This is a genomic window from Nocardia sp. Marseille-Q1738, assembly GCF_965283145.1.
In genome coordinates, this window is record NZ_CBDIMS010000010.1 from 46423 (window position 1) to 72583 (window position 26161).

The following is a 26161-nucleotide window of genomic DNA, read 5'->3' on the forward strand; positions in this document are numbered from 1 at the left end:
GGCACAAGAGAAGCAAGCTCGGCCGATGAACCCGCACCTGTGATAGTCGAGGCCTGTCAGCCCACCGCCGTAGCTCCACATACATGTTCAGAAAATGAGCGGACGTGGACAATCTCTTACCAATACCTGTTCGAGACCAGCTCGAGCGGCTCATCGCCGTCGTGCAGTCCGACGGCTCCATAGACGCGCGCTCCCGGGACGGCAGTCGTACGGTGCTTCTCGATGTCGAGCTGAGTGGCGTTCGATGCACCCTGGTCAGCAACGTGCCCGAGCCGGGTGACTCAGCCGGGTCAAACCTCAGTCCGCGCGAACTCGAAATCGCGAGAATGGTCGCGAAGGGTCTGACCAACAAGAACATTGCGCACGTTCTCGACATCAGCGTGTGGACCGTATCAACGCATCTTCGACGGATCTTCGCGAAGCTCGGAGTGACGACGAGGGCAGCGATGGTCGCGCGGGTCGTGGAGTCGGAGATATCTGCCGAGGAGGGACCGTTGACTGTGCTAAGCCGCGAATCTCCGGTCATTCATGATGCCTCGTCGATTCGTAAGTCGTGCTGATCCACACGCTGCATCAATCCCGAGTTGGTGCAGCGCGCCCTCCCTGCCGGGTGGAGAGTTTCTGGAAACGGTGCACTCTGCCTCGGGCGACGAGTTCGATGGTGACCGCGACGGCGCAGGATTGGGCCAGGAGTAAGCCGGTCAGCACCATGATCTGGACCGCGGCGGCCTGCGCGGCGGAGCCGGTGGCGAGCAGGACGCCGACGAACGCCCCGGGCAGGGTGACCAGCCCGACGGTGCGGGTCTGGTCGACGCCGGGCAGCAAGGCGTCGGTCGCCGTGGGCCGGATGATCTCCAGGCGTGCGGCACGGTCGCTGAAGCCGAGACCGAGCGCGGCTTCGACTTCACCCCAGCGCTGGTCGAGCGCGTCCAAGGTGCGGCGCGCCGCGAGGGATGTCGCGGTCATGGTGCCGCCGAGGATGATTCCGCCGATCGGCACCAGCGCGACGCCGGTGCGCGGGACGACGCCGCTGAGCAGCAGGATCGGCAGGACCACGCCCAGTCCCGCGCCGAGCGCCACGGTCAGCCACAGCGCCGAGCCGCCCGCCTCGGCGCGCCGCGCCGAGGTTGCCGCCGCCGCGCCGAACATCACCGCCAGCACCAGCACCGACGACCACAGCTGCGCCAGCGCCGCGGTCAAGATCAGCGCGACCGCCGCGAGCTGGGCCGCACCACGCACGGCCGCGCGCGGAGCCACCGACACCGGCCCGAGCCCCGCGATCCGGTACACCGCCGCCGCCCCCACGCTCATGACCGTGCACAACACCACCAATCCCACGCCGGGCGTCACGGCCGTATTCATCCATGCACTTTCTCACGACGGACGAAGCGGATCACCTCGGCCGAGCACGTGAATAGCCGAGGGCGCTGGTGGGCGGCACGCACGTTGCTCTCCGCGATCGATCAGCTGCCACAACCACTTCGGACCCCCTTCGCACCGGCAGGCCGCCATGGGTGTGCGATGATCGACCGGTCGGTCATCGCACAGCTGGTGCGGCCCGTGATCGTGCCGCGATAATTCTCGAGTTGAATAAGCGCATGGTGCAATATCTCCGGTGACAGCCGCCGGGCTTGATTTCAGTTATTCGGACTGCCTTCTATGGTGGACGCATTCTCGAAAGAATTTCGGTATCCGCCCCGGGCGGCCGGAGAATGCGCGCAGGAGCCGGGCATTGCGCGCACGCGCAGGGTGGAGGAAGGTGAATATGTCCGGTGGCGCCACCGGGGCGCCGCCCTGACCAGGGCAGGAGGTGGCCCGTGTACGCACGTTCCAGCACAATTACGGCCCAGCCGTCGTCGATCGACGACGGGATCGCATACCTCCGCGATGAAGTGATGCCGAAACTCCCCGAGATCGACGGGTGGGTCGGCCTGTCCTTGCTGGCCGATCGGTCGACGGGACGCTGCATCGCCACGACGGCGTGGGAATCCGACGCCGCGATGCACGGCAGCCGCGGCCGGGTCCAGCCACTGCGCGACGGTATGGCCCGCAGGCTCGACGGTCGGGTCGATCTGGTCGAAGAATGGGAAATCGCGGCCCTGCACCGCGACCATCCGGCCGGTGACAGCGCCTGCGCTCGGTGCACGTGGGTTCAGCTCGACCCGGAGCGGCTCGACCGGCTGATCGACACCTTCAAGATGGAAGTGCTGCCGCAGACCGAGATGATCGATGGGTTCTGCAGCGCCAGTCTGTTCGTCGACCGATCCACCGGTCGAGCGGTGGGCGCGACCGTCTGGTCCAGCCGGGACGCGATGGACGCCAGCCGTGAACAGACGAATCGGGTCAGGGCGGCGGCGACCCAGCGGGTCGGCGCCAACGTGCTCGAGGTAGCGGAGTTCGATCTGGCGTTTGCGCACCTGCGCGTCCCCGAGATGGCGTGACGTCATCCGGCATCCGGCCGGAGCGTTGATTCCCGGCCGGATGCTTCGTGCTCCGGTGTTCGCGCATGGACCGGTGACTACTACGCTGCTGCCGCCAGGAGCATGCGCAGCGGTAGCGGTGTCGATAACCCGAGAGGTAATCGCCCGGCCGGGTCGGCGTTCGTAGGATCGGGGGAGTGAGTACCCCAACGGCTGGTGACCTGCTGCGGCATTGGCGTCTGGAACGCCGACTGAGCCAGCTGGAGCTGGCCGGACGGGCCGAGACCTCGGCCCGGCACCTGAGTTTCATCGAGACCGGACGCGCCACGCCGAGCCGGACGATGATCGTGCACTTATCCGAACACCTGGAGATCCCGCTGCGCGAACGCAACCGCCTATTGCTCGCCGCGGGCTACGCCCCCGCCTACGCTCAACCGGCTCTCGACACGCCCGCCATGGACGCCGTCCGCGGCGCCATGCGTCAGATCCTCGCCGGTCACGAGCCGTATCCGGCGCTGGCCATCGATCAGAACTGGACGATGATCGACGCCAACGGCGGGGTGGCCGTGCTGATCGCGGGCATCGACCCCGCGCTGGCGACGCCACCGGTGAACGCGCTGCGGCTGAGCCTGCACCCGGACGGCATGGCCGGCCGAATCCGCAATCTCGCCGAATGGCGCGGCCATATCTTCGCTCGTCTGGCGCGACAGGCCGAGGTCACCGGCTCCACGGACTTGGCCGATCTGCTCGAGGAGCTGCGGTCCTATCCGGGCGGCGAAGTGGAGCTGACGCTCCCCGAACCCGATCAGGCGGTGGTCCCGCTGCGGATCGAGCACCAGGGCGACGAGCTGTCACTGCTCAGCGTGACGACGGTGTTCGGTACCCCGATGAACGTCACCGTCGCCGAACTGGCCATCGAGTCGTTCTTCCCCGCCGACGAGGACACCATGAAACGCCTCACCGCGCACGCCCGATGACCCGCACCGAGCGGCTCGGCGCCCTGCTCGGCGCACCGGTCCACGCGATCACCGACCTCGGCGCGAGCCACGCGTGGACGCTGCACCGCGCCGAATTGGCCGATGGCCGCCGGGTTTTCGTCAAGGATTCGGCCCAGCCCACGCCGGTCTTCGCGTCCGAAGCGGCGGCACTGGCCTGGCTGGGCAAGGCGGACACCGGCGCGCTGGTGCCGCGGGTGCTGGCCGCCGATGACCGGATGCTGGTGCTGCCCTGGCTGGACGAGACCCGCCCCACCCCTGCGGCCGCCGAGCGATTCGGCCGCGAACTGGCCGCACTGCATGCCGACCGGCCCGAACGCTTCGGCGCGGCGTGGGCGGGCTGGATCGCGAGCCTCCCGCTGCCCAACGCCCCGGCGGACGGTCCATGGTCGCGGTGGTACGCCGAGCAGCGCCTCGCGCCGTACCTGCCGCGCGCGGCCGGGCACCTCGGCACCGACGGAATCCGCGTGGTGGAGCGGGTCATCGACCGTATCGACGACCTCGCCGGGCCCGCCGAACCCCCGTCCCGCATCCACGGCGACCTGTGGTCGGGCAACATCCTGTGGACCCGGGAACGCGCGATGCTCATCGATCCCGCCGCTCACGGCGGTCACCGAGAGACCGACCTCGCCATGCTGGCCCTCTTCGGCGCCCCGCACCTGGATCGCATCCGCGCCACCTATCACGAGACCCATCCGCTCGCCGCCGGATGGCAAGCCCGCACTCCGCTGCACCAGTTGCATCCCCTCCTGGTGCACGTCGCGTTGTTCGGCGCCGGCTATCGTGCGCAGACGCTCGCCGCGGCCACCGCGGCGCTCGGGTCATGACACCTCACCCGTTCACCCGCGCGATGACCTTCTCCGCGAAACGGGACAGATGGACGATCTTCGTCTCCAGCGGCTCGGTGTCCTGCTCGGTGGTGTAGGGCAGCCGGAATCCGACGATCACGTCCGTGACCCCTTTGTCCTCCAGGCGTTTGACGCCGTCGACGGTGAATCCGTCCAGCGAGATCACATGCACCTCGAAGTCCTTGCGTGTCCCGTACTCGGCGCGCAGGGTGTCGAGCTCGGCCAGCAGCCGGTCCAGTTCCGCGCCATCGCCCCCGGCGTGCATCCACCCGTCTCCGCGCTGCGCGGCCCGCCGCAGTGCGGGCTTGCTGTGCCCGCCCACGAGGATCGGCACCGGTTCGGTCGGCACCGGTGTGATCTTGATCGGCGGAATGTCGTAGAACTGCCCGTGGTACTCGAAGTACCCGCCCGCCGAGAGGCCGCGCACGATGTCGATGCACTCGTCCATGCGCGCGCCGCGCTTGTCGAACGGCACACCCATGATCTCGAAATCATCCGGCCACGGACTGATTCCGACGCCGAGACCGAACCGGTTGCCGCTGAGCGCGGCAACGGAGGCGGCCTGTTTGGCCACCAGCACCGGCGGCCGGATCGGCAGCTTCAGCACGAACGGCGTGAAACGCAGCGTGGTGGTCACCGCCGCCATCGCCGCGCTCAGCACGAACGCCTCGATGAACGGCTTGTCCGCCAAGAACTCCCGGCTTCCATCCGGCGTGTACGGATACTTCGCATCGGATTCCTTCGGGTACGCCACGCTGTCGGCCACCGCCATGGACGTGTAGCCCGCCTCCTCGGCGGCCTTGGCGAGCGGAAGGTAATACGACGGAACCGTCATCGTCTCGGCATAGGTGAAGCGCATGTCAGTCGCCTTCCTGGCGCGTCGAGCGCGCCGCACGGGTCCCGGCGCTCGCGGACCGAGCCATCGCCGAGACGAGAGGGGAACAGCCGCAGACGGAACCGGGCCACCTCGGTCCTACCGAGCACGGCCGGGTGGGAGCGCCGCCTACCGCCATGGATTGGTGAAGCCTTCCGGAATCAACTGGTCGAACATCGCCTTCATCTCCGCCGACAGCCGCAGCAACTCGAAACACGAGCCGATCGGCCCGCCGTCGAGATAGGCGAACTCCATCCCGACTCCCTCGAACCTGCCGCGCCCGACGATCCCGATACCCCCGGCACGAGCCTCGGCGAGCGCGGCGTCGAAATCCTCGGGCACCCAGGCGGCGTGGTGCAGTCCGGGACCGACGCGATCGAGATGCTCGGAGTACAGGCTCACGCCGCCACGCGGCTCGATCAGCTCCACCTGTTGCCCGCCCGCGTAACCGAGCGCCACGCTGATCGTGTAATCAACTGGCGCGCCACGCAATTCGGCCGAGGCGGGGCCGAAGTGCAGGTCCGGAACGGTGAACCAATCCGCGACCCCGTACCGCGCGGTGAACGCATCCCGCGCCGCGGCCAGGTCACCCACCACCCAGCACAGCTGAAAGATCGGGCCACCGGCGATCATCGACGGCCCCCGATGCGGCTCATCAGGCTCGGAAACCACCGGTAGGCGGCGACGACCGCCCGGTTGTAGCGCGGAAACACGATGTACTGCTTGTTCTTGCGCATGCCGCGCAGCACGTACTCGGCGGCCCGCTCGGAGCTGATCATCCCGATCGGCATGCGGCGCGAGGACCCTCGATACGAATAGCCCGGCAGGTTTATCCCGGAATCGACGATGTCGGTCGCGACTCGCCCCGGTACGGCGACGCTCACCTTCACCCCGACCGCGGCCGCCTCGGCGCGCAGTGAGGTACTCAATCCGACCACCGCGTGCTCGGTCATCGCGTACGCGGCCGACGGCGTCACCGGTGTCACTCCCGCGAGCGACGCCATATTCACGATGTGCCCGAAGCCCTGCGCCCGCATCAGCGGGTAGGCGTGCCGCGTCCCGTGCACCACGCCCCAGAGGTTCACATCCACGATCCGCTGCCACTGCGACAACGGGATCTGGTCCGCGGCGCCGCCGAGGCGGATGCCCGCGTTGTTGAACAAGTAGTCGATGCGTCCCAGCTCGGTGGCGGCGCCGTGGATCAGGCGGCGCACCTGCTCGTCGTCGGAGACGTCGACGACCTGCGTGTGGATCCCGGTGTCCGCGGCCAGCGCCACCAGCCCGGCGGCATCGAGGTCGGCAGCCACGACCGCGACGCCCTGCGCGGCCAGGCTGCGGCACAGAGCGGCGCCCAGACCGGACGCGGCGCCGGTGACCACCGCCACATTATCCACGACGTACAATTAAGCATCTGTGTTTAACATCGTCAATACTCGTGTTTAGTACAGTGCGGATATGCCGAGCGACGATTCGCGCACCGCTTTGCTCGACGCCGGGGAACGCCTCATCGCCGAGCGTGGCGTCGACGTGCCGCTGCGCGACATCGCCGCGGCGGCGGGCCAGCGCAACAACTCGGCCGTGCACTACTACTTCGATTCGCGCAACGGACTGATCGAAGCGATCGTCGAGCGGCGGATGAGCTGGCTGGAACAGCGGCGCATGCAATTGCTGGCCGCGCACGAGGCCGACGGTGGCGCCAACAACCTGCGCACGCTCGTCGCCATGCTCGCGACGCCGATCCTGGAGCTGCTCGGCGATGACCGGGTAACCCATCTGGGCCGGTTCCTGGAAGTGGTGCGAACCCATCCGGTGGTGGCGGACGCGCGCCGCCTCGCCGGAGCCGACCGCGCGGCGGTCCGCATCATCGCCACCCGGCTCGACGCCGCACTGCAGGGCTTGCCGCGCCGCCTGCGCAGACAGCGCCTGGAGACCATGGCCACGGTCATGTTCGCCTTGATCGCCGACTACGAGCGCACCGTCGAATCCGGCGTCCGCACCGCCCGCCCCGAGGACGCGGCGGAGATCGTGGACATGATCGTCGCCGTGCTCACCGTGCCCGCCCGCACCCACACGGCGTCCGCATCGGGACGCTGACAGCGCCGCGAGCAGCACACCGCCGCCGCTGCCCGCGGCGGACAGCGCGGCACAAGCGGCGGACGAGGCGCGACGTCCGTGCGTCGCTCCGACCTCCGTCACACCGACGATTCCCTGGTCACGGCTTTGCTCAGCCCGCTGTCCGCCGCGCTGGGATTCCATACCCATGGGCTGCGGTCAGCTGCCGATTGCCTTGTGCGCCGGTTGTTTCCGGGAATCTGCGGTGCAGGCGGTCGATATAGCGACGCACGGTGCACAGTTCGGTCTGCAGTTGCTGTCGCACGGCGGGATCACCGCGATGCGCGACTCCGATTTCCCGCGTCAGCGTTCGGGCTCGCACGGTCAGCAACTCCAGGAACACGCGAGCCTGGGCGAGGTTGGCGTCTTCTTCCATCCGGTAGGCCGATCTGTCGTTCGGTTCATACTCTGTCGCCCGGTGCTCCCCGCGCCGTGGTCCTCGGTCTGTCGGGAGTAGGTCACGATGCTAGCCGAGCGGACGCCCTACGGGAGGCGAAAACAAAACCGGCCCTTCGGCTCGTGGGCGGCGACAATCCGGAGCTCGTTGCCGCGTGGCGGTATCGAGCGACTCGGCTCGCCGGCGGGCTGCCGACCTCGGCAACGGCCCGGCGGCGGCCGCGAACTCGGCCAGTGGCGAACTGGTGGTGGCCGCAGTTTTCAGGTCAGCTACCGATGAGGGCGAACAACGCCGCCAACAGGGTTCCAACGATACCGGCGCTCATCGAACTCTCCTTTCGTCGCAGTTCTAGGGCAAGTGGCTATAACACCATGACCAAGCGGCAAAGCCGCTCAACCACGTGTGGCGTCGGCGTGTAATGGGTCGTGGGCGAGACAATGCCCGGCGTCCGGATACCTACCGGGGCGTATCGTGACCGTATGGGCGTCATCGGGGAATTGTTTCCGGGCAAGAAACTGACCGACGAGGGCAGTGAAGCCGGCGACGGGCAGGCACACACTCCCCGGTTCGACATCGATCTCGACACCGGAGTGGTGCGGGTGCCGCGCGCGGCCGATCCAGCCGTCGACAAGCGACCGGACGACGGACCGTCCCAAGCGTAAGTCCGCGCCTGGACGTCCATGGTTCCGGTCCGACTCGGCGCACGCTTCGCCGAGGTCGTGTTCACCTCGCTGCCCACTCTGGAAGACGCGGCGACCTACACCAAACGCATCCGCGCCCGCGCGAGCGAACTCGGCCGCGCCGAGAGCCTGCCGCTGATCATGAGCTCCTTCCACGCGACCTACGGCGCCACGGAGGCCGAAGCGCGCTGCCTGGCCCGAGAACAGGCGGAAGCCACCGACTTCGACGCCGGTCGCGGCGTGCTCGCCGACCTGCTCGGCGGCGGCATCGACCTGTCCGACCTTCCCCTGGACAAGCCGCTACCGGAGAGCTTGCTGCCCGACGTGCGCTCGGTACACCGCAGGCGCGGGCGGGTGGAGATCTTCGCCAACTTCGCGCGTTCGGGAAAGACGCTGCGCGAGTTGATCATCGCGGCCGAAGACACCGGCCACTGGGCGGCCGCCGGAACTCCGGAACAGCTCGCCGACGCGGTCGAAGAACGCTACGACGCAGGGGTGCTCGACGTGATCTCCCTCGGCGGGCTCGCCGACGAGCGCACCCGCGACTTCGTCGTCAACGGGCTACTGCCCGAACTGCGCCGCCGCGGCATCGTCGGTTCCGACTACGTCGGTGCGACCTTCCGCGAGAACCTCGAGCTACCGCCACTGCCGGACCGACCCGCACGATGAGCAGCCCACGACGCCCCGGTGCAGGAACCGGCACCGGGGCGGGCAGCGCCACACGGGCGTCACATGCCGCTAGCGGGTGAGTGCGGGCGCCGGTGTCGCCGGGCGGTGCCCAGAGCTGTCGCCCTCCAGCGGATTCGCTGGATTCCGGACCCAGGTGACGTTCGCGACCAGATCATCGTCGAACACCAGTTGGTCCCACAGCAGTTGGTCGCTGTCCGTAGCCGTGGGCTGCTCCTCGGTGCGCGGCTGTTCGGCGGCTTCCTGGTGTGGCTGCGCGGCAGGCTCCGGGGTGATGAACCGCCACACCGCCTGCATCGGGCTCATGCCGTAGCGGCGGGTACCTTGGGCGATCGCGGCCACCGCGGCGCCGGAGGTCATCACGCCCACGGCCAAGGCCACCGGTGTCAAACTGGCACTGGAGATCCGGCGCCCCTCCGCCGCCGGTGCGATCGTCCCACTGGTGTCGAAGACCCGCAGCAGCCCCGAACTGAAGCCATCACCCTGATCGATCAGGATGCGCAGGTCCGCCCCCTTGCCGTCGAGGTACAGCAGCGTGGCGAGCACGAGAATCGCCACGGCCGCACTGGAACCCATCACCAGGCGCGCGAGTATCGGGGTACGCAGCCGCGCGTGCGCTACGACGGCGAAAACGGTCGTGACCATCGCGGCGCTCGCCACCAAGCCCCAGCCACCGACGATGCTCACCTCACGAAGTTTCGAGGTCGACCACGCGTCGAAGCCATCGGTGAACCCGTTGATCCGGCCGAACGCGTCGGAGTCGACCTTTCCACCGCCTCCGGATGCCGAGATCCACGGCTGGAACAGCAGGACGAAGCCGGCCGCACTCGCGGCGGCGGCACACAGAAAGCCCCAGTTCGATCGAAGAGCCGGCCCCCGTCGTGTTGTCGCGCCCGGTGCCGGGTGATCGGCGCCGCGGCGGCGGCGGTATCGCGCTTCGGACACTTGCCAGGGGGTTGGTTGAACCATTGCTCCAGTTTCGCCATGTTGCGTGAATTGCCCTGCCGCCCAGGGCGATAACGCACAAATTGCCCCGAGGTAGGAAATGTCGCAACTTCTCGATGAGGTGGAATTCGAATGGGCGCCATCGGCCATCGACGAAATCACCGTAAGCGCCCCGCCGAAAGGGGACAAGCGTGATCGATATCCCACGCGTTGTCGCAGCTCCTGGCGATGCGGGGAGCGGATGTGATCCAACCCGCCGGTAACATTTCGCCACCGGCGCGATCTTGAGTTTTGCCGCCCATTCCGGTTGTGGGCCGATGTATTTCCGGTGCACCGGAGCTTCGCCGAGCGCGACCGAGCGCGACCGAGCGATATTACTGTGACAGGCTTAACAAGCCGAGCCTGGGACTTCGATCACAATTCCCAGTGTTGAGAAGTAGCCGCGAGCAACCCTTTTCACGGCGACAGCAGCCGCCGAGAGGCCATACCGCTCAGTGCCCTTCCGCCGCCGCACGGGCGTCCACGACCGTGCGGGCGATCTCCGCGAGACGCTCGGGCGCAACCTCGACCGCCCCCTCCGCATCGACCACGACCGCGGTGGGATAGAGATCGCGCAGCAGATCAGGGCCACCCGTCGCGGTATCGTCCTCGGCAGCGTCGAACAGCGCCTCCACCGCCATCCGCAGCGCCTCCTGCTCATCGATATCGCCGCGGTAGGTCTTTTTCAGCGACGACTTCGCGAACACCGAACCCGACCCGACCGCGGTATAGCCGAAACGCTCCTCATAACGACCGCCCACCGCGTCGTACGACACGATCCGCCCCACCCGCTCCGGATCCACCGCATCCGCGTCAAAGCCGACCAACAGCGGAACCACCGCCATATCCTGGAGGGCCGCAGGCAGATTGGCGCGCACCATCGCCGACAACTTCGTAGCCTTGCCGTCGAAGGTCAGCGACGCTCCCTCGATCTTCTCGTAGTGCTCGAGCTCGACCGCGAACAACCGGATCATCTCCAACGCCATCCCCACCGTGCCCGCGAAACCGGCCGCCGAATAGCTATCGGTGATGACGACCTTCTGCATATCGCGCGTCGCCACCATGTGCCCCATCGTGCCCCTGCGGTCACCGGCCAGCAGCACACCACCGCGATAACCGACCGCGACGATCGTCGTCCCGTGCGGCGCGATATCCGCATCGCCCCCACCACCGACATCCGGGTCGGGCAGCAGTTGTGGCGCGTACCGGCGCAGGTACTCCGAGAACGAGGACGCCGGATACCGCAGACCGAGCGGCAGGTGACTGTCGGACGTCATGGATCACCTTTCCGGGCGGATCGTGCACCACCCGCGAACGCGACACGTACTCCCGCCGACGTTACCGGAACCGCATCACCCCACGCCGCCCATCGAACATGGTCCACCGCGCCGAGACCGAAGACCCTGGGAACCGCATCACCCCCCGGCGAGTCCCTCCCCGGCGCAGGCGTCCGGCGCATCAATCTCGATGCAGGGGACCGGAGCGCGCGTCGGCCGATAGTTCGGCGCCACACCACCCTGCCGAATCAGCCGCGTATACGCATCGACCGCATCGGTCGGTCGGCGGGCCAACGTCGGATCGGTCAGCACATCCACCGTGTAGAGCCCGAACCGCGGCGCGTACGAACCCCACTCGTAGTTGTCGGTGAGGCTCCAATAGTTGTAGCCGATCACATTCATCCCGTCGGCCTTCGCGCGTTGCAACCAATACACCGTGTCCCGCAGATGATCCGCCCGGGTATAGCCATCCGGGCGAACCTGCCCGTTCTCCGTCGGAAGACCGTTCTCCACGACATACAACGGACGATCCGGAAACTGACGCGCGTAATGCCGCAACGCGTAGTAGATGCCCTCCGGATGCACCGGCAACTCCCACATCGGGACCTCGCCCGCCGCACCGCCCTGCGCCGACTCCCCGGTCTCCGGCAGCGGAGCGAAATAGTAATCGACCCCGATGAAGTCCAGCTTCGCCGAGATCCGATCGACAATCGGCTGGTTGACCTCCACCTCCGCGCCCGCGACATAGCCCAGATTGCTGGTCACCATCGCGTCCGGCCGGTGCCGATGGATGACGTCGTATATCTCGTTGTGCGCCTGCGCGATCCGATCCACCATCGCCGGCGCCTCCTCGACGCTGATCCCGCCCGTGCGCAACTCCGTGCCGACGTACGCGGCAGGCTCATTGAACGTCACCCACAACGGACCCCGCGAGGCATACCGCTGCACCACCTTGCGCATATTCGCCAGCCAGTCCTCGACCATCCCCGGATTGCGCCACCCGCCACGATCCAACGCCCATCCCGGATACACCCAGTGATCCAAGGTCAGCATCGGCCGCATCCCCGCCGCCAGAATCCGGGCGATCACATTGTCGTAGAAACCGAACGCCGCCTCATCCCAGGTGCCCGGCGTGGGCTGCAACCGCGCCCACTCGATGCCAACCCGGTAAACCCGCACACCCAACCGCGCCGCCAGATCGATATCGGTCATGTAGCGGCCGGTGAAGTCCACCGAATCGCGGTACGGATCAGCCGTCGCACCCGACGCGATGTAGCGCGACCAGTTGCTGTCAGGCGCATGACCTTCGGACTGAAATCCCGACGACGCCACACCCCACAAAAAGTCCGCCTCGAACGCCGTCACCTCCCGAGGCGGCTGAGCAGCGGAAACGCCGGACACCATCAGCATCGTCGCCGCAGCGGACAGCGCGGCCAACCCGCGACGGGAACTGCGTGTACGCATCGCCGTAGCGTAACTGGATGATTGCTACGTTCTCGCGCAAGTATCCGCGTGTCGCCGGTCGCGAAACCGACACGCATCACAACCAAGCCCATCCTCCCCGCGCGTCCTCGCGAAACGCCGCAGGCCGGCCGGGAGCGCAGCAATTGACCGCGCGCATCCGCCGCCGATCGACCAGACTTGCCGGGGTGACCAGATACGCATTCGATGCCGACCGCACCGCCCTCGTCGCCACCTGGGCGACCGGACGAGGCGACCTCGCCCAAACGGTGGCCACGCTGCCCCCGCAGGTGACCACGGACCAGGCAACCGATCTGGCGTCGAACCTGACCACCCTGTCGCGGTTCCAGTGGCGCACCTACACCCATCCGGCCAGCGCCGCGGGCGACCCCGACGTCCCCAACAGTGAAGCGTGGCGGCGCGCCGAGGAACGCAGGAACTTCAAAGAAGTCGAAGCAGGGCTGCGCAGCCCCAACTTGCCCACCGACGAAGGCCTCCTCGTCTCCTACAGCGGAGTCGTCGAATCCGCCCACCGCATCGGACGCACCCTGCACGACATCGACGACGACGCCCTGCGCGACACCCTCATCGCCGAGGTACGCGCGGAACAGGAAGCCATCGAATCCGCCGAACGCGGCGACCTCTCCGGCCGCGCCCGCCAAGCCGTCGAACTGTCCCGCCCCGACGTGTCCCCGGCCCAAGTCCACGCCGCCGACGCACTTCTGCGCGCCGACCCGCTCGGCACCATCGAACTGTTCACCGAACTCGATCCGGCTTCCGCTTCGGTCGCCGCCGCACATTGGCTGTACGCCGCGGCCGAGGTCGCCGGCGAGGCCGCGAACATACCCACCACCGATGTCGTCGCCGAAGCCGACGACATCGAAGCACTCCAAGTCGAGACCCCGACCCTCGTCCTCGAACGACTCGCCGCGGGCGATACCCCCACCGAGGTCGTCCTCGAACTGATCGCCGAAGCCGTAGCCGTGCACGAAGGCCGCGTCCCGGCCCCGTGGGGCCTCGTCGCCCGGGTCGCCGAAATCGAAGCGCAGGCACACCGATTCGGCGTCGACGCCGACACCCGAGAGGCGATGCTCACGGCTTCGCGTCAGCCGCCTCGACCCCGCCCGCCCGCCTCGACCTCCTGGAAGACCTCCTCGACGGCATCCGCGGCTGCCTGCTGCTCTACGCCGCGCACACCGACGGTGACGACCCCGAATCCCGGTTCACCGCCGACGTCCGTCTCGAAGCCGACGCCGACCCGGAAGATCTCCTCTAGACCCATGAGCGAGCGATCATGAACACAGCGCGCGTCGCGCATGCCGGAGCCGAGCGCCGGCGAGGCGCGGGCATGAACACACCATGCCTCGCTCCGCCCGGCGCACCGCCGTTACGGCACTCGCGACACGGCCACCGCCGACTCGGTGAGGCTACCCAGATATAGCGCGCCGTCCTGCTCGACCACACCGGTCACCATCGAGTAGTCCGTTCCTTCGACTTGTAGATCGTGCACAACTTTGCCGTCGAAATCGACCGCCATCACCCACACCGTTCGCGCCGGCTTCGGCTGCACCCACTCCGGCAGCGCCCACACGATGCGCCGCAGAATGCCCGGCAACGGAAGAAGGCGGTCCAGCAATGGATTCCGCGGTGAAGGAAGCGTGATCCAGACCAAGCCGTCGCTGCCGAGACCCATGTTGTCCGGGAATCCGGGCAGGTTCTCGATCAGCCGGTCCCACGTTCCCGCCTTCGGGCCGGTCAGCCAGTAGCGAGTCACCCGGTAGCCACCGGTCTCGGCGACCAGCACGCAGGAACGGTCGGGTGCCAGGACGACGCCGTTGGCGAACTGGAGATCGTCGATCAGCGTCTGCACCGAGCCCGAGGGATCGCGCCGGAACAGGCGGCCCGTGCCGGAGTGTTCCAGGATGTCGCCCATGTACTCGGCCAGGGAGTACCGCCGGGACGACGAGGAGAAGTAGATCGTGCCGTCGGCATCGCGAACGACGTTGCTGGCGAACCGGAGACGCTCACCCTCGACCTCGTCGACCAGCACCGTGAGCGTTCCTTCGGCGTCCAACTCCAGCAGTCCGCGCTCAAAATCGCAGATCAACACGCGACCATCGGCGTCGGCGTGTAGACCAAGCGGGCGCCCGCCGGTGTTCGCGAGCTCGCGCACGTCGCCGGTCGCCGGATCGATGCTGAGAATCGCGCCGTCGCCGGTGCCCGCGACGATCCTGCCGTCGGGGGAGAGGACCACGTCCTCGGGGCCCGTCCCGGGCAGTTCGATCCGTCTGACCTCGGGAAGGGGTGGGATGCTGCGAGTTTTACGGGCGCGGGCCGGAGCGGGCGGCGGCGTCCAGCGCTGCGGCCGCATTGTCGAGGCGAGCATGAGGCTCAGGGTAGCCGGGGGAGTGCGGAATTCCCCGAGGGAACGACGCCGGTAGGGCATAGCGGTTCTGGTCGAGGCGAGCAGGCCGGAAGCCGAATGGATCTTCGCCGATGGGCGACGGCGTGAAGACCGAAACATTTGCTTACGTAGATATTCGCATCTAACAATATATTCTTCCTGTCAATTCTTCCGAAACAAACAACCATCACGTCCGAGTAGCAAGAAGGATGCCGGGGGAGTTCCCCGGCATCCGGGCAGGTTCTTCTCGGCGAACGCATGTGGCAGCACGGCTGGTCCCGCGGCCATCGCGATCGCCTACGGCGGACACGGTTTCAGGTGCTCGTTGTCAGGGCTGGTGGGTAATGGTGTACCAGAGGATGGCGAGCGTGCCGAGCGTGAAAAGCGGTGACACGATCCAGATTTCGACCTTGTTGCCGGTTCGATCGATGATCGGGAAACTCACGCGGATGTCGAACGGCCAGAACAGGCGGCAACCGCGGTCGGTGAGACAGTCGCCGAGCAAGTGGGCCAACGCGCCCAATCCCACCGCGAAGGGCAGCCAGACCGGCTTGTCGGCGATCCAGTGTTCCATCGCGAAGGTGCCTCCCGTGGCGAGAACCACGATCGGCCCCCACGACTTGAAGCCGTTGCCGGATGGGCACAGATGCAGCGCACGCACGGCCAAGGCCAGTAGGAAGAAGACCAGGCTCAGGGTGAACCAGCGACCCAGCCAATGCTCGCCCGCCCAGGTGCCGAATGCGACAGCCGCGACGAACGCGAAAGAATGTGTGGCGTGGCGATGGCCGCCCGAGATCCACGAAATGAGCTGGCACGCGATATGCGTAATCGGACCCAAGGCGTGCGCGATAGTGCCGTCGGGATGGTCCGCATCCGGGAGCAGCGCGGCCCCCGCGGTGAGAAACATCCCCAGCAGCAGATCGACGGTCCCGAGATGCCCCGTCGCATCCTGCAGAGCCGGATAGGTCAGTACCGTAACCGGCAGCACCGCTGCTGCCGCTGACCAGGCCAACGCGCCGCTGGTCGCATGTGAATGTCCGAGCACTGCTCGAACATTAGTTCAACTGCCGATCCGTACGCGAATATCGTTGTGCCGTAGAGCAAGCCGGGTCGGTGGTGCGGCGAATCGAACCATTCATCGGCAATCATCCTCGCGCGCTTGCCTTTCGCGGGCTGCCGATCGACCGATTCGGGAGCAGAAGTCTCGACGGTGGGGTAGGGGAGTGCTTGTCGTCGTGCTAAGGGCGTGACAAGGGAGCGGCGTGGTGAAGCGGGTGCTCTCGCGGGTCGCCCGAATGTTTCACGCGAGTATGGCAGTTCGACTTGACGCGGTATCGAGTGCGGAACATTTGGATACGTAAATCTGCGTATATATGCATATAACGCCGACCACGCAAATGTCCGGAAGTCACCACCATTTCACTTCAAAACCGCAAAGAGGGGGTGGGGTGGACGCGATCGCGACCTGGGGGGGCACGCAGGTGCGCCTCCGGGTCGAACCATGGTGCGCCGCCGACCGCGTGCAGTCTGACGATGACCGCAACAGCGCCGCATTCCTCCAGCGAACCGGTGGCTGACTGTTTCCCAGAGGTGGGGAATCAGGGGTCATGCCCGCGCCTACGCTGCATCGCGTAGCGCGATCTGATCGATTGCTGCGCTCTCGATCCGAGCCTGGCGAGGGTGCGTGGCAACTGGCTGGTTTCGGCCAGGTCGGCTCGAATAGCGGTAAGCCATGTGTAGGAGGTTGCGGTGGGTAGGGGTCGCGGAGTCCATCTGTGCGGCAGCGTGCCGTTGGCGGATGCCCGGACGGTTTTCTCGGAAGCGGCGCAGCGTATGGGGGCCCGGTTGAAGCGCATTCCGGACGGGGAGACCGGTGTGCGCGACAACTGGGTGGTCTGGCAACTGCCCAAGATGCAAGCGCATCCGGACTTGGAAACCGTTCCGCCACCAAGTCCGGAATACGGGCCCAGTGAACGAGTGCAACCCAAGCCGGGTGTGGATGCGGCATCGATCGACTTCGGTCCTTTGGGGTACGCGGACGCCGCTCTCGAGTCATGGCAAGTGTTCCGGCAGCTGCGCGAGGACGGCGCGATCCCGGAGGGCACCCGATTCCAGGTGTGCCTGCCGACGCCGATCGCGGTGATCGGGGCGTTCGTCGCGGGACCGCAGGGGGAGTTGGAGCGCAGGTACGAGGCGCAACTGCTCGCCGAGCTCGCCGTCATCCTCGATGGCATTCCGGGTGAGGATCTTGCGGTGCAGTGGGATACCGCGGTGGAGTTCGCGATCTTCGAGGGTGTGTTCCCATCCTGGTTCGGAACCGACTATCCGACCCAGCTCGAGGAAGTGGGGAAGCGGCTCGTCCGGCTGGGCGCCGCGGTACCCGAACCGGTCGAACTCGGCTACCACCTCTGCTACGGCGACTTCGGCCACCGTCACTTCGTCGAACCCGTCGACACCGGCCGGCTGGCCGCCGTCGCAGGCCGTATCGTGGCCGGGCTGGACCGACCCGTTCAGTGGATCCACCTGCCGGTCCCGCGCTCGCGCACCGACGCCGAGTACTTCAAACCCCTTGCCGACCTTGCGCTTCCAGCTGAAACCGACCTCTATCTCGGGCTGGTCCACGCTACCGACGGCCGAGCGGGAGCGTTGCAGCGCATCGAAGCCGCCCGCACCGCCGTTACCGACTTCGGCATCGCCACCGAGTGCGGCATGGGCCGCCGTCCGGCAGACCAGATTCCGGCCCTGTTCGACCTCCACGCCGAGCTGGCCGACACGCTGTCCTGAACTGATTGTCTCGGCGCCGGACCATCATGCGGGGTTGGTCCGGCACCGCGACCGGGCTCAGGCCGGGCGGGGGAAGCGGCCGGTGTGAGCCCGGCAGGTGCGATACACAGCCTCTACTTGACATAATGTAGATTATCGGCGGAAAATTCGGCGTGGCTCGTGAGCGGCTGCGCGATGTGTGTTGCGGTCATTGCTCGGTCGTTCGTGTCGGTCTGCCCGGACTGGCTGGTGCCGCGCCGCCCTCATCCGGTGTTGCCGAGTTGTGGGCGCACATCCGTGGCAGGATCTTTGCGGTAATGGATACCGTTTGCGGGTGCGAATGTTGCGAACTCCGAGTGGTTCAGGCCGCGCCGGATGGCATCGTTTCGTCGCCGAGCGTGCTGTGTCCCGCAGTGGCGACAACGGTGCCGTATTCGCTGATCAGCCATTGGCCGCAAATGCAGCGCAGATAGCGCACGGGGCCGTGTGCGGAGATCGGGACGGGTGCGGGCCAGGAGCAGGCGGGGCAGGCGGCGATCATGATCTCAGCCTGGTGTAATGGCTTTATGCATTTCAACCCTTACGGTGGAGCGGCGGCCGAGTTGGCCGCCCGGCTGGTGAACGCGGAGCCGGAGCAAGACCTGATCCGGTTGCTGGACGAATCCGGGTACAAGCCGCTCGGGTCGTTGAATGCCCGCCAGCTCGCCGAACTGCGGCGGTGGACAGACAGGCTCGGCGAGGTCTTCGGTAACCCCGGCGTGGAGTTGCTCAACGCGCTGCTGGCGGAGACCACCAGTCAGCCGTATATCTCCACGCACGACGGGCGCAAGCCGCACCTGCACTACGCGCGTGAGGATGCGCCGATGGATGAGCGGGTGAAGGCGTATACCGCGGCGGGGCTGGCGGAACTGTTCTGCGAGGATCCGAACCGGATCGGGCGTTGCGCCCGGGACGGTTGTGGGCTGGTGTTCATCGACACCTCCCGCAATGGGCGGCGCCGGTTCTGCTCGACGCGTTGCTCGAATCGGGTGCACGTCGCCGAGCATCGCACGCGCCGCTCGGCCTGAAACGAGCCGTCGAGCGTCACCCTGGATCAGCGGTTGGTCGGGGCGGTCTTGGGATGACTGGTGAGTATTGCGAATTCGCTAGATACCTCTCCCCTGACTCCTCCGGCTGATCGCATAGAAACGTCACAGTGATGAAACGAGTGGCACTGGCACTGCGGTGATGCTGCTCGGTGGATTCTGTTTTGCGGGCCAGTGATTGGTGAGTGGCTCTGGTTGCCAGGTCCAGTTGTGGGCAGGCTGGGGCGGTGCTGGTTCGTCGGTTGATCGCGTTGTACGTCGGGTTGTGGTTGTACGGGTTTTCGATGGCGGTGATGGTGCGGGCTGGGCTGGGGCTGGATCCGTGGGATGTGTTCCATCAGGGAGTCGCGCGGCATGTGCCGATCAGTTTCGGTGCGGTGACGGCGATTACCGGTGTCGTGGTGCTGCTGGCGTGGATTCCGTTGCGGCAGTTGCCTGGGCTCGGCACGGTCAGCAATGTCGTGGTGATCGCGTTGTCGGTGGATGCGGGATTGGCGTGGCTGCCGTCGTGGGATTCGCTTGCGGTGCGGGTGGCTGCGATGGGTGTCGCGGTGGTGCTGAACGCGGTGGCGAGTGTGTTGTACATCGGGGCCGGTATGGGTCCGGGGCCGCGAGATGGGTTGATGACTGGACTGGTTCGGCGGACCGGTGAATCGGTGTGGGTGGTGCGCACGGCGATCGAGGTGACGGTGTTGGCGATCGGGTGGGTTCTCGGCGGCAGTGTCGGTATCGGAACTCTGGTGTACGCCTTCGGGATCGGCCCGCTGATTCACCTGATGATTCCCACGGCGAACCGGTTCTTGCCGGGATTTGCTCCCGCGAAGGCGGAGGCTGTCGCCAGCGGAACCACCACAGGCACCTCGAGCGTGTAGCTCGCTCCCCTGCCCCTTTGGCGAGCAATCAATTCGCCGCTGGATGCGGACGATTTCCGGTGCGTCCGGGAAATGCGGTGCTGTCTGCTCTGCTGCCCGATGTGTTCGCCGCTGGTGCTCAGCACGTGTTGCGGCGGATTTCCGGACCATAGAGCGCTGTACGGGAGTGGCGGCCCACGGTTAGCCTGTGGGGAGCGACCCGGCAGAAGGTGAAATCCATGAGTGCTGGCACCATTGCCCGGCAGTGCACGTTGTGTGAGGCGCACTGCGGAATCCTGGTCACGGTCGAGGGTGACCGGGTGACGCGGATCGAGGGTAATCCGGAGGACGTGCTGTCGAACGGGTACATCTGCCCGAAGGCGACGGCGATGGGCGGGGTGCATCACGACCCGGATCGGCTGCGTACTCCGGTGCGGCGGGTGGGTTCCTCGTTCGAGCCGATCGGTTGGGACGAGGCGTTCCGGGAGATCGGGCGGCGGCTGCGGGAGGTGCGCCGTGCGCATGGGAACAGCGCGATCGGCATGTATCTGGGCAATCCGGCGGCGCACAGCTCGTCGGTGCTGTATGCGGTGATGCTGCGTGCGGTGTTGTTGACGAGGAACTTCTTCTCGGCGTCGTCGATCGATCAGTTCCCGCAGGAGTTCGTGGCCTGGCGGATGTTCGGCTCGAATGTGCTGATGCCGGTGACCGATATCGATCGGACCGATCGGCTGGTGATTCTGGGGGCGAATCCCGCGGTCTCCAATGGGTCGATCACCACCATGCCGAATGCGAAGCAGCGGATTCGTGAGGTGCGCCGGCGCGGCGGGAAGGTGGTGGTGATCGACCCGCGGCGGACCGAGACGGCGCGGTTGGCCGATCAGCACGTCGCGGTGTGCCCGGGTGGTGATGTGTATCTGCTGCTGGCGATGTTGCATGTGCTGGTCGTCGAGAAGCTGTGTGACGAGAAGACGATTCGCGCGGCGAGCACGGGGTGGGAGCAGTTACGTGCGCTGGTGGCCGAGGCGGATCCGGAGCGGATGGCGCCGCACGCGGGTGTGGATGCGGAGACGATTCGCGAGCTGGCCAGGGAGCATGCGGCGGCGCCGTCGGCGGTGCTGTACGCGCGGATCGGGGTGTGTCAGCAGGTGACGGGCACGCTGACGCATTGGTTGGTGAACGCGATCAACGCGGTGACGGGGAATCTTGATCGGCCGGGTGGGCAGATGTTCGCGACGCCGCCGGTCGACGCGGCGCGGTATGCGAAGTATCTGCCGATGGGGTACGGGGCGTGGACGGATCGGTCCGGGACGTACAAGTCGTTCCGTTCGGAGTTGCCGGTGGCGGCGTTGGCGCAGGAGATCCTGACCGAGGGCCCGGGGCGTATCCGGGCGATGATCACGTATGCGGGCAATCCGGTGTTGTCGACGCCGCAGCGCGGTCAGTTGGGTGCGGCGCTGGATTCGCTGGATTTCTATGTGGCGGTGGACATGTACGTCACGGAGACGACGCGGCACGCCGACATCATCTTGCCGCCGATTTCGCCGTTGGAGCGCGAGGACGTCAACATCCTGTTCCCGCTGTTCAGTGTGCGGAACAACCTGCGTTTCGACGCGCGGGTGTTCGAGCCGCCCGCGGACGGGTTGGAGGATTGGCAGATCATGGCGCGGTTGATCACCGAGATGGTGCCGTTGCCCGCGCGCCGGTTCACCGGCCGGGTGCTGAATGGGGTGTTCGATCGGATCAGTCCGGTGCGGGTGGCCGCGGCCGGGGTGGCGACGGGCCCGTATGGGGTGTTGCGGCGTGGTCGTCAGGGGTTGACGGTCGGTAAGGCGCGTGCGGCGGCTGGGGGGATCGATCTGGGGCCGCTGCGGCCTCGGCTGCGGTCGTTGATCGGGACGAAGGATCGAAAGGTGTGTTTGGCGCCGGAGGATTTCGTGGTTGCCGCGCGTGGGCTGCTGGCGGATGCGCGGGACGGGAAGGCGCTGACCACACCGGCGGAGGGCTTCGATTTGAAGTTGATCGGTCGCCGCCATCTGCGCAGCAATAATTCGTGGCTGCACAATGTGCCTGCGATGGTGAAGGGGCGGGATCGGTGTACGGCGCTGATGCATCCGCAGGACGCGGCCGCTCGCGGATTGGGCGACGGCGAGCGGGTGACGGTGCGTTCGCGAACCGGGTCGATCGTGGTGCCGTTGGAGGTCAGTGACGATATCCGGGTGGGCACGGTGGCGATTCCGCATGGGTGGGGCCATCAGGAGCCGGGTGTCGGCTGGACGGTGGCTGCGTCGCTGCCGGGAGCGAATGTGAACTTGTTGCACGATCCGGCGTTGACGGACACGTTCTCGGGGGCCGCGGCGGTGAACAACACGTGGGTGGCGGTGACGCGCGCGCCGGTCGAGTCGGCTGATCGCGATCGGGTGAGCGAGCCGGAGCCCGCGCCGAACGCCTGACGTGACCTGCTGCGGTGTCAGCGCGTCTGGACCGTGATCCGGTAGCCGAGGCGTAGTTCCCTGCCGATGTGGGCGGCTCCGCCGAGATGCAGCCAGCGGTGTGTGCCGCCGCGTGGATCGGGCAGGTAGCTCGCTTCGGCGTGTGCCACGCCGAACGGGAACACGCCGGAGGCCGACGTGGCGACCGCGGTCATCAGGAATGCTTCGGCCCAGACGCGTGGTTCGAGTGCCTCGTCGGATAGGGCGGCGGCGTCGGGGAGGAAGAAGCCGAATGGTTCGGGTGGCGCGCCAGAGGTCTGGACGAGCATTCCGGTGACGAACAGACGCGCGGTTCCGGTGTGCACCAGGCACTCCGGGGCCAACCGCAACGGTGGAGCGGGTTGCAGTTCGAGCTGGAATGCCATGCGTTGACTGTAGGGCCGGTCACGGTGTCGGGCTCGGCGAATGCTGATCACGCTGGCGGCGCACGCGTCTTACCGCCGGGGAAACGGTCGCACAGGCGGTCAGGCGGGTTCGATGCGGGCGGGGACGTGTTTGTGCCAGGGGGTGCCCGCGATGGCGTCGCGCCAGGTGAGGTCGGTGAGTTCGTTGGCGGCGACGCCGACGCGCTGGGTGCGGTCGCCAGCGGGGATGTCGAGGCCGAGTCCGTTGGGTAGGGAGGCGTGGCCGGGTTGCATGCGGTCGGTGATTTCGACGGCGGCGACGGCGCTGCCGCGGCGGGTGGTGATGCGGGCGCGGTCGCCGGTGGTGAGGCCGAGGCGGGTGGCGTCGTCGGGGTTGAGGCGCAGTGCGCCTTCGGGGTCGCGGCGGCGCCAGGTGTTGTCGCGGAAGATGGTGTTGGCGGTGAAGGAGCGCCGCTCCCCCGCGGCGAGGACGAACGGGAATTCCGCGCTGGTGTGGGTAGCGGGTGTGGCGGCGAGTTCGCGCAGCGTGTGCAGGAGTTCGGGGATGGCCAGGGGGATGCGTTTGTCGGGGTGTGGCAGGTAGTCCCAGGCGTCGGTGTAGTCGTCGATGGTGAAGGTGACTCCGGATCGGCTGGTGAGGATGGCGTCGAACAAGGCGTCGGCGTCGCGGTGTCCGGCGCGGCGCATTGCCGCCGGGTAGACCTTGGCGACGCGTTGGGCCAGCGCCCACAGCACGGCGGCGGAGCGGGCGCCGTCGGGGAGGGTGGGGCCGAGGGTTTCGTACAGCACGTAGGGGGCCAGGCCGCCGAGGGACTTGTCGATGGCCAGTAGTGCGGCGAAGGTCCAGGCGTAGGGGCGTCGTCCGAGCTTCGCCGCGGCGCGCAGCAGCCGGAGTTTGCCGCGGCCGACGGCGCGGAGTTCGCGCAGCAGCCGGGCGTAGATCTCCGGTTCGGGCAGGGTGCCGGGCAGTGGGTCGAGGACGGGGGCGCGTAGGTGGAAGGTGTTGTGCGGGAATTCGAGGTTGAAGAAGGTGGCTTCCCATTTCTCGAATTGGCTGGCCGCGGGCAGGACGTAGTCGGCGTGCCGGGCGGTTTCGGTGAGTGCGACGTCGATGACGACGACCAGGTCGAGTGCGTCCAGTGCGTCGCGGAAGGCGGCCGAGTCGGCCAGCGAGTGGGCCGGGTTGGCGGACTCGATGATCATGGCGCGGAACCGGTCGGGGTGGTCTGTGCGGATCTCTTCGGCGATGCTGTTGCACGGCAGCATGCCGCCGAAAAGGGGTGCGCCGGTGACCGGGCTGCGCTTGACCTGGCGGCTGTATCCGGCCAGTGGCGCCATCCACGAATGGGGTTGCATGCCGCCGGGTTTGGCGAAGTTGCCGGTGAGCAGCCACAGCAGTTTGTTCAGGTAGGAGATGAGGGTGCTGTTGGGGCTCTGCTGGACGCCGAGGTCTTCGTAGGTGGCGACGCCGGCGGCGGTGCCGATGCGGTGGGCGGTGCTGCGCAGCAGGTGCTCGGGGACGCCGCAGATTTCGGCGTAGGCGGCGACGTCGACGTGTGCGAGGTCGGTGAGGACGGTGTCGGATCCGGTGGTGTGTTCGGTGAGAAAGGTGCGGTCGACGAGGTCGTCTTCGACGAGGACGGCGAGCAGCGCGGCCAGGCACCAGGCGTCGGTGCCGGGGCGCACCTGGAGGTGGATGTCGGCGAGGTCGGCGGTTTCGGTGCGGACCGGGTCGATGACGATCATGGTGCGGGCGGGGTCTTTGGCGATCTGTTGCAGGACGGTGCGGGCGCGTGGGACGCCGTGTGATTGCCAGGGGTTCTTGCCGAGGAAGATCGAGACTTCGGCGTGTTCGAAGTCGCCGGTGGTGTGTCCGCCGGTGAGGTGGGCGTCGACCCAGCCTTCGCCGGTTTTCTCCTGGGCCAGGGCGCTGGAGCGGTAGCGGCTGCCGAGGGCGCGGCGCAGGGCGGTGCTGTAGGCGCCGCCGAGGTGGTTGCCTTGTCCCCCGCCGCCGTAGTAGAAGATCTTGTCGCCGCCGTAGCTGTTCTGGACCTCGGTCAGTCGTGCGGCGACTTCGGAAATCGCGGTGTCCCAGTCGATTTCGGTGAAGCTGCCGTCGGGTTCGCGGCGCAGTGGGGTGGTGAGCCTGGTTCCGCCGTTCTGGTAGTGGTCCAGTCGCAGTGCTTTGTTGCAGGTGTAGCCGGCGGAGGCGACGTGGTCTTTGTCGCCGCGGATCTTGGCGAAGCGGCGCTCGTCGAGCTGGATGAGTAGTCCGCAGTTGTTCTCGCAGAGGATGCAGGCGGTCTTGTGCCACGTTTCGGCGGCCGGCGGTGTGGTGGATGGGGTCATTTGCTCACCTGGTCTACGCGGGTGCCGTCCAGCCATGGTTTCGGGTCGGCGAGGAATGGGGTGTCGGCGAGGCGGTCGAGGTCCTCGAAGAAGGCTTTGGTGGTGCGGGCGGCCGCGGCGGTGGTGCCGACGGAGACGAATCCGGCCTGTTCGCTGTCCAGGCCGCGGGACAGTGACTTGTCGGTGCCGAAGTAGACGGCGCGTTTGAGTTCGGCGATGACGACGGGGTTGCGGGCGGCCAGGCGGGCCGCGGTCGCCTGGGTTTGGGCGAGGAGTTCCTCAGCGGCGACCACACGGTGCACCAGCCCGAGGCGCAGGGCTTCCTGCGCGGTGAGGGGCGCTCCTTCGAGGGTGATTTCGATGGCTTTGGCGGCGCCGAACAGGCGGGTCAGGCGCTGGGTGGCTCCGCCGCCGGGGATGAGGTTGGCCAGTGTCTCGATTTGGCCGAGGCGGACGTGGTCGGCGTCGGCGGCGTAGCGCAGGTCGCAGGCCAGGGCGATCTCGTGGCCGCCGCCGAGCGCGGGTCCGTTGATGGCGGCGAGGTAGGCGACGCCGGAGCGGTTCATCCGCAGAGTGGTGCGTTTCCAGCGGTAGCCCCAGACCAGTCCCGCGCCGAGTCCGCCGCCGCGGCGTTCGACCAGTGCCGCCGCGCCGGGCAGGCGCAGCGCGGCTGTGGTGGCGCGCAGGAACGGTGCCGCGGCGCGGGCGGGGATGAACGGGTGCGGCAGGTCGATCATGCCGCTGAGGGCGGCGGGATCGGCGTGGGTGAGGAAGCGGCCGGGTAGTCCGCCGGTGAGCACGACCGCGCCGACGGTGTCGTCGGTGTCGACCGCGGCGGTGAGAGTGTCGAGGTCGCGGACGACGGCCGGGGTGACGAAGTTCCACGGTGGTGCCACGACGCGCGCGGTGAGTACCCGCCCGTCTCGTTCGAGTTCGATGGTCTCCAGGTGCAGGTCGGCGGCGGACATCGGCGGCTCCTTCGGTGCGCGTGTCAGCGGTCGGAACGCGAGAGTGTGCCCGGGTGAAGGTGTTTCGAGGGGTGCGCTGCCCGGGTACCGACTATGGCATACACCATAATGGGTGTGTCAAGAGATGGGCGGCGCGCGTCGCGGGACTG

25 protein-coding genes and 1 pseudogene are annotated in these 26161 nt (G+C 67.4%); 12 read left to right on the forward strand and 14 right to left on the reverse strand.

The genetic code is table 11. The features are described from left to right. The first annotated feature begins 104 nt into the window (after positions 1-104). Positions 105-560: a response regulator transcription factor gene (locus tag ACWPXK_RS28215; protein WP_454199202.1), complete on the forward strand. Its 456-nt coding sequence runs from the start codon at positions 105-107 to the stop codon at positions 558-560. A 13-nt stretch (positions 561-573) separates the two neighbouring features. Here the strand turns inward: ACWPXK_RS28215 and ACWPXK_RS28220 are convergent, their stop codons facing one another. Then, entirely contained in the window at positions 574-1362 is a 789-nt protein-coding gene (locus ACWPXK_RS28220; protein ID WP_454199203.1) for an ABC transporter permease, read from the reverse strand. 455 nt (positions 1363-1817) lie between these two features. Between ACWPXK_RS28220 and ACWPXK_RS28225 the strand changes: the two genes are divergently transcribed. From ACWPXK_RS28225 to ACWPXK_RS28235, 3 genes are all read left to right on the forward strand, one after another. Then, positions 1818-2441, forward strand: a complete 624-nt coding sequence (locus tag ACWPXK_RS28225; RefSeq protein WP_454199204.1) for a hypothetical protein — start codon at positions 1818-1820, stop codon at positions 2439-2441. Positions 2442-2617: 176 nt separating this feature from the next. After that, a complete protein-coding gene (locus tag ACWPXK_RS28230; protein ID WP_454199205.1) occupies positions 2618-3397 on the forward strand; it encodes a helix-turn-helix domain-containing protein in 780 nt (259 codons plus the stop codon). Then, a complete protein-coding gene (locus ACWPXK_RS28235; RefSeq protein WP_454199206.1) occupies positions 3394-4242 on the forward strand; it encodes a fructosamine kinase family protein in 849 nt (282 codons plus the stop codon). The genes ACWPXK_RS28230 and ACWPXK_RS28235 overlap by 4 nt, the downstream gene beginning before the upstream one ends. 4 nt (positions 4243-4246) lie before the next feature. Here the strand turns inward: ACWPXK_RS28235 and ACWPXK_RS28240 are convergent, their stop codons facing one another. The 3 genes from ACWPXK_RS28240 to ACWPXK_RS28250 form a co-directional block, all read right to left on the reverse strand. Further along, complete coding sequence (locus tag ACWPXK_RS28240; protein ID WP_454199207.1) at positions 4247-5122, reverse strand: TIGR03619 family F420-dependent LLM class oxidoreductase; 876 nt, start codon at positions 5120-5122, stop codon at positions 4247-4249. A 144-nt stretch (positions 5123-5266) separates the two neighbouring features. Then, a complete protein-coding gene (locus ACWPXK_RS28245; protein WP_454199208.1) occupies positions 5267-5770 on the reverse strand; it encodes a VOC family protein in 504 nt (167 codons plus the stop codon). Then, on the reverse strand, positions 5767-6531 hold the full coding sequence (locus tag ACWPXK_RS28250; protein WP_454199209.1) for an SDR family NAD(P)-dependent oxidoreductase: 765 nt from the start codon (positions 6529-6531) through the stop codon (positions 5767-5769). Before ACWPXK_RS28250 ends, ACWPXK_RS28245 begins: the two co-directional genes overlap by 4 nt. A 61-nt stretch (positions 6532-6592) precedes the next feature. On the opposite strand from ACWPXK_RS28250, the gene ACWPXK_RS28255 reads away from it, so the two are divergent. Next, entirely contained in the window at positions 6593-7231 is a 639-nt protein-coding gene (locus ACWPXK_RS28255) for a TetR family transcriptional regulator (protein ID WP_454199210.1), read from the forward strand. A 130-nt stretch (positions 7232-7361) separates the two neighbouring features. Here the strand turns inward: ACWPXK_RS28255 and ACWPXK_RS28260 are convergent, their stop codons facing one another. Next, positions 7362-7625 carry a hypothetical protein gene (locus ACWPXK_RS28260; RefSeq protein ID WP_454199211.1) on the reverse strand — a complete coding sequence of 88 codons (264 nt, stop codon included), beginning with the start codon at positions 7623-7625 and terminating at the stop codon, positions 7362-7364. Positions 7626-8125: 500 nt separating this feature from the next. On the opposite strand from ACWPXK_RS28260, the gene ACWPXK_RS28265 reads away from it, so the two are divergent. Both ACWPXK_RS28265 and ACWPXK_RS28270 read left to right on the forward strand, forming a co-directional pair. Next, the gene (locus tag ACWPXK_RS28265) at positions 8126-8308 is read left to right on the forward strand and encodes a hypothetical protein (protein WP_454199212.1); all 183 of its coding nucleotides are present in this window, start codon (positions 8126-8128) and stop codon (positions 8306-8308) included. A gap of 27 nt (positions 8309-8335) precedes the next feature. Continuing rightward, positions 8336-8995, forward strand: a pseudogene (locus tag ACWPXK_RS28270) (LLM class flavin-dependent oxidoreductase); the annotation flags it as partial. A 69-nt stretch (positions 8996-9064) separates the two neighbouring features. Here the strand turns inward: ACWPXK_RS28270 and ACWPXK_RS28275 are convergent. The 3 genes from ACWPXK_RS28275 to ACWPXK_RS28285 all read right to left on the reverse strand — a co-directional run bounded on the left by ACWPXK_RS28275 (position 9065) and on the right by ACWPXK_RS28285 (position 12738). Beyond that, the gene (locus ACWPXK_RS28275) at positions 9065-9982 is read right to left on the reverse strand and encodes a hypothetical protein (protein WP_454199213.1); all 918 of its coding nucleotides are present in this window, start codon (positions 9980-9982) and stop codon (positions 9065-9067) included. A gap of 467 nt (positions 9983-10449) precedes the next feature. Next, positions 10450-11274, reverse strand: coding sequence for a proteasome subunit beta (gene prcB / locus ACWPXK_RS28280; RefSeq protein ID WP_454199214.1), 825 nt, complete (start codon positions 11272-11274; stop codon positions 10450-10452). 138 nt (positions 11275-11412) lie between these two features. After that, complete coding sequence (locus ACWPXK_RS28285) at positions 11413-12738, reverse strand: family 1 glycosylhydrolase (RefSeq protein ID WP_454199215.1); 1326 nt, start codon at positions 12736-12738, stop codon at positions 11413-11415. A 185-nt stretch (positions 12739-12923) separates the two neighbouring features. Between ACWPXK_RS28285 and ACWPXK_RS28290 the strand changes: the two genes are divergently transcribed. After that, the gene (locus tag ACWPXK_RS28290) at positions 12924-14033 is read left to right on the forward strand and encodes a hypothetical protein (RefSeq protein WP_454199216.1); all 1110 of its coding nucleotides are present in this window, start codon (positions 12924-12926) and stop codon (positions 14031-14033) included. An 89-nt stretch (positions 14034-14122) separates the two neighbouring features. Here the strand turns inward: ACWPXK_RS28290 and ACWPXK_RS28295 are convergent, their stop codons facing one another. Then, entirely contained in the window at positions 14123-15121 is a 999-nt protein-coding gene (locus ACWPXK_RS28295; RefSeq protein ID WP_454199217.1) for an SMP-30/gluconolactonase/LRE family protein, read from the reverse strand. 346 nt (positions 15122-15467) lie between these two features. Next, the gene (locus ACWPXK_RS28300; protein WP_454199218.1) at positions 15468-16184 is read right to left on the reverse strand and encodes a metal-dependent hydrolase; all 717 of its coding nucleotides are present in this window, start codon (positions 16182-16184) and stop codon (positions 15468-15470) included. 704 nt (positions 16185-16888) lie between these two features. Here ACWPXK_RS28300 and ACWPXK_RS28305 point away from each other — a divergent pair. Then, complete coding sequence (locus tag ACWPXK_RS28305; RefSeq protein ID WP_454199219.1) at positions 16889-17923, forward strand: hypothetical protein; 1035 nt, start codon at positions 16889-16891, stop codon at positions 17921-17923. A 340-nt stretch (positions 17924-18263) separates the two neighbouring features. On the opposite strand, the gene ACWPXK_RS28310 is transcribed toward ACWPXK_RS28305, so the two are convergent. Beyond that, positions 18264-18443 carry a hypothetical protein gene (locus tag ACWPXK_RS28310; protein WP_454199220.1) on the reverse strand — a complete coding sequence of 60 codons (180 nt, stop codon included), beginning with the start codon at positions 18441-18443 and terminating at the stop codon, positions 18264-18266. Here ACWPXK_RS28310 and ACWPXK_RS28315 point away from each other — a divergent pair. The 3 genes from ACWPXK_RS28315 to ACWPXK_RS28325 all read left to right on the forward strand — a co-directional run bounded on the left by ACWPXK_RS28315 (position 18442) and on the right by ACWPXK_RS28325 (position 22291). Beyond that, the gene (locus ACWPXK_RS28315; protein ID WP_454199221.1) at positions 18442-18969 is read left to right on the forward strand and encodes a CGNR zinc finger domain-containing protein; all 528 of its coding nucleotides are present in this window, start codon (positions 18442-18444) and stop codon (positions 18967-18969) included. The two genes, ACWPXK_RS28310 and ACWPXK_RS28315, sit on opposite strands and share 2 nt — an antisense overlap. 245 nt (positions 18970-19214) lie before the next feature. Continuing rightward, the gene (yczE, locus tag ACWPXK_RS28320) at positions 19215-19859 is read left to right on the forward strand and encodes a membrane protein YczE (RefSeq protein ID WP_454199222.1); all 645 of its coding nucleotides are present in this window, start codon (positions 19215-19217) and stop codon (positions 19857-19859) included. Positions 19860-20077: 218 nt separating this feature from the next. Beyond that, positions 20078-22291, forward strand: coding sequence for a molybdopterin oxidoreductase family protein (locus ACWPXK_RS28325; RefSeq protein WP_454199223.1), 2214 nt, complete (start codon positions 20078-20080; stop codon positions 22289-22291). Between the two features lie 17 nt (positions 22292-22308). Here ACWPXK_RS28325 and ACWPXK_RS28330 read toward each other — a convergent pair whose 3' ends face one another. From ACWPXK_RS28330 to ACWPXK_RS28340, 3 genes are all read right to left on the reverse strand, one after another. Next, positions 22309-22695: a hypothetical protein gene (locus tag ACWPXK_RS28330; protein ID WP_454199224.1), complete on the reverse strand. Its 387-nt coding sequence runs from the start codon at positions 22693-22695 to the stop codon at positions 22309-22311. 99 nt (positions 22696-22794) lie between these two features. Beyond that, positions 22795-25044, reverse strand: a complete 2250-nt coding sequence (locus ACWPXK_RS28335; protein ID WP_454199225.1) for a molybdopterin-dependent oxidoreductase — start codon at positions 25042-25044, stop codon at positions 22795-22797. Further along, entirely contained in the window at positions 25041-26012 is a 972-nt protein-coding gene (locus ACWPXK_RS28340) for an enoyl-CoA hydratase/isomerase family protein (protein ID WP_454199226.1), read from the reverse strand. Before ACWPXK_RS28340 ends, ACWPXK_RS28335 begins: the two co-directional genes overlap by 4 nt. Positions 26013-26161 lie beyond the last annotated feature (149 nt).

What these genes read in the sequence shown, in the direction of transcription:
- ACWPXK_RS28275 (WP_454199213.1), bottom strand. Translation starts at nt 9,982, where the DNA reads ATGGTTCAACCAACCCCCTGGCAAGTGTCCGAAGCGCGATACCGCCGC.
- ACWPXK_RS28295 (WP_454199217.1), bottom strand. Translation starts at nt 15,121, where the DNA reads ATGCTCGCCTCGACAATGCGGCCGCAGCGCTGGACGCCGCCGCCCGCT.
- ACWPXK_RS28315 (WP_454199221.1), top strand. Translation starts at nt 18,442, where the DNA reads ATGATCTCAGCCTGGTGTAATGGCTTTATGCATTTCAACCCTTACGGT.
- ACWPXK_RS28255 (WP_454199210.1), top strand. Translation starts at nt 6,593, where the DNA reads ATGCCGAGCGACGATTCGCGCACCGCTTTGCTCGACGCCGGGGAACGC.
- ACWPXK_RS28240 (WP_454199207.1), bottom strand. Translation starts at nt 5,122, where the DNA reads ATGCGCTTCACCTATGCCGAGACGATGACGGTTCCGTCGTATTACCTT.
- ACWPXK_RS28220 (WP_454199203.1), bottom strand. Translation starts at nt 1,362, where the DNA reads ATGAATACGGCCGTGACGCCCGGCGTGGGATTGGTGGTGTTGTGCACG.
- ACWPXK_RS28260 (WP_454199211.1), bottom strand. Translation starts at nt 7,625, where the DNA reads ATGGAAGAAGACGCCAACCTCGCCCAGGCTCGCGTGTTCCTGGAGTTG.
- ACWPXK_RS28325 (WP_454199223.1), top strand. Translation starts at nt 20,078, where the DNA reads ATGAGTGCTGGCACCATTGCCCGGCAGTGCACGTTGTGTGAGGCGCAC.
- ACWPXK_RS28310 (WP_454199220.1), bottom strand. Translation starts at nt 18,443, where the DNA reads ATGATCGCCGCCTGCCCCGCCTGCTCCTGGCCCGCACCCGTCCCGATC.
- ACWPXK_RS28265 (WP_454199212.1), top strand. Translation starts at nt 8,126, where the DNA reads ATGGGCGTCATCGGGGAATTGTTTCCGGGCAAGAAACTGACCGACGAG.
- ACWPXK_RS28235 (WP_454199206.1), top strand. Translation starts at nt 3,394, where the DNA reads ATGACCCGCACCGAGCGGCTCGGCGCCCTGCTCGGCGCACCGGTCCAC.
- ACWPXK_RS28245 (WP_454199208.1), bottom strand. Translation starts at nt 5,770, where the DNA reads ATGATCGCCGGTGGCCCGATCTTTCAGCTGTGCTGGGTGGTGGGTGAC.
- ACWPXK_RS28330 (WP_454199224.1), bottom strand. Translation starts at nt 22,695, where the DNA reads ATGGCATTCCAGCTCGAACTGCAACCCGCTCCACCGTTGCGGTTGGCC.
- prcB (WP_454199214.1), bottom strand. Translation starts at nt 11,274, where the DNA reads ATGACGTCCGACAGTCACCTGCCGCTCGGTCTGCGGTATCCGGCGTCC.
- ACWPXK_RS28285 (WP_454199215.1), bottom strand. Translation starts at nt 12,738, where the DNA reads ATGCGTACACGCAGTTCCCGTCGCGGGTTGGCCGCGCTGTCCGCTGCG.
- ACWPXK_RS28340 (WP_454199226.1), bottom strand. Translation starts at nt 26,012, where the DNA reads ATGTCCGCCGCCGACCTGCACCTGGAGACCATCGAACTCGAACGAGAC.
- ACWPXK_RS28335 (WP_454199225.1), bottom strand. Translation starts at nt 25,044, where the DNA reads ATGACCCCATCCACCACACCGCCGGCCGCCGAAACGTGGCACAAGACC.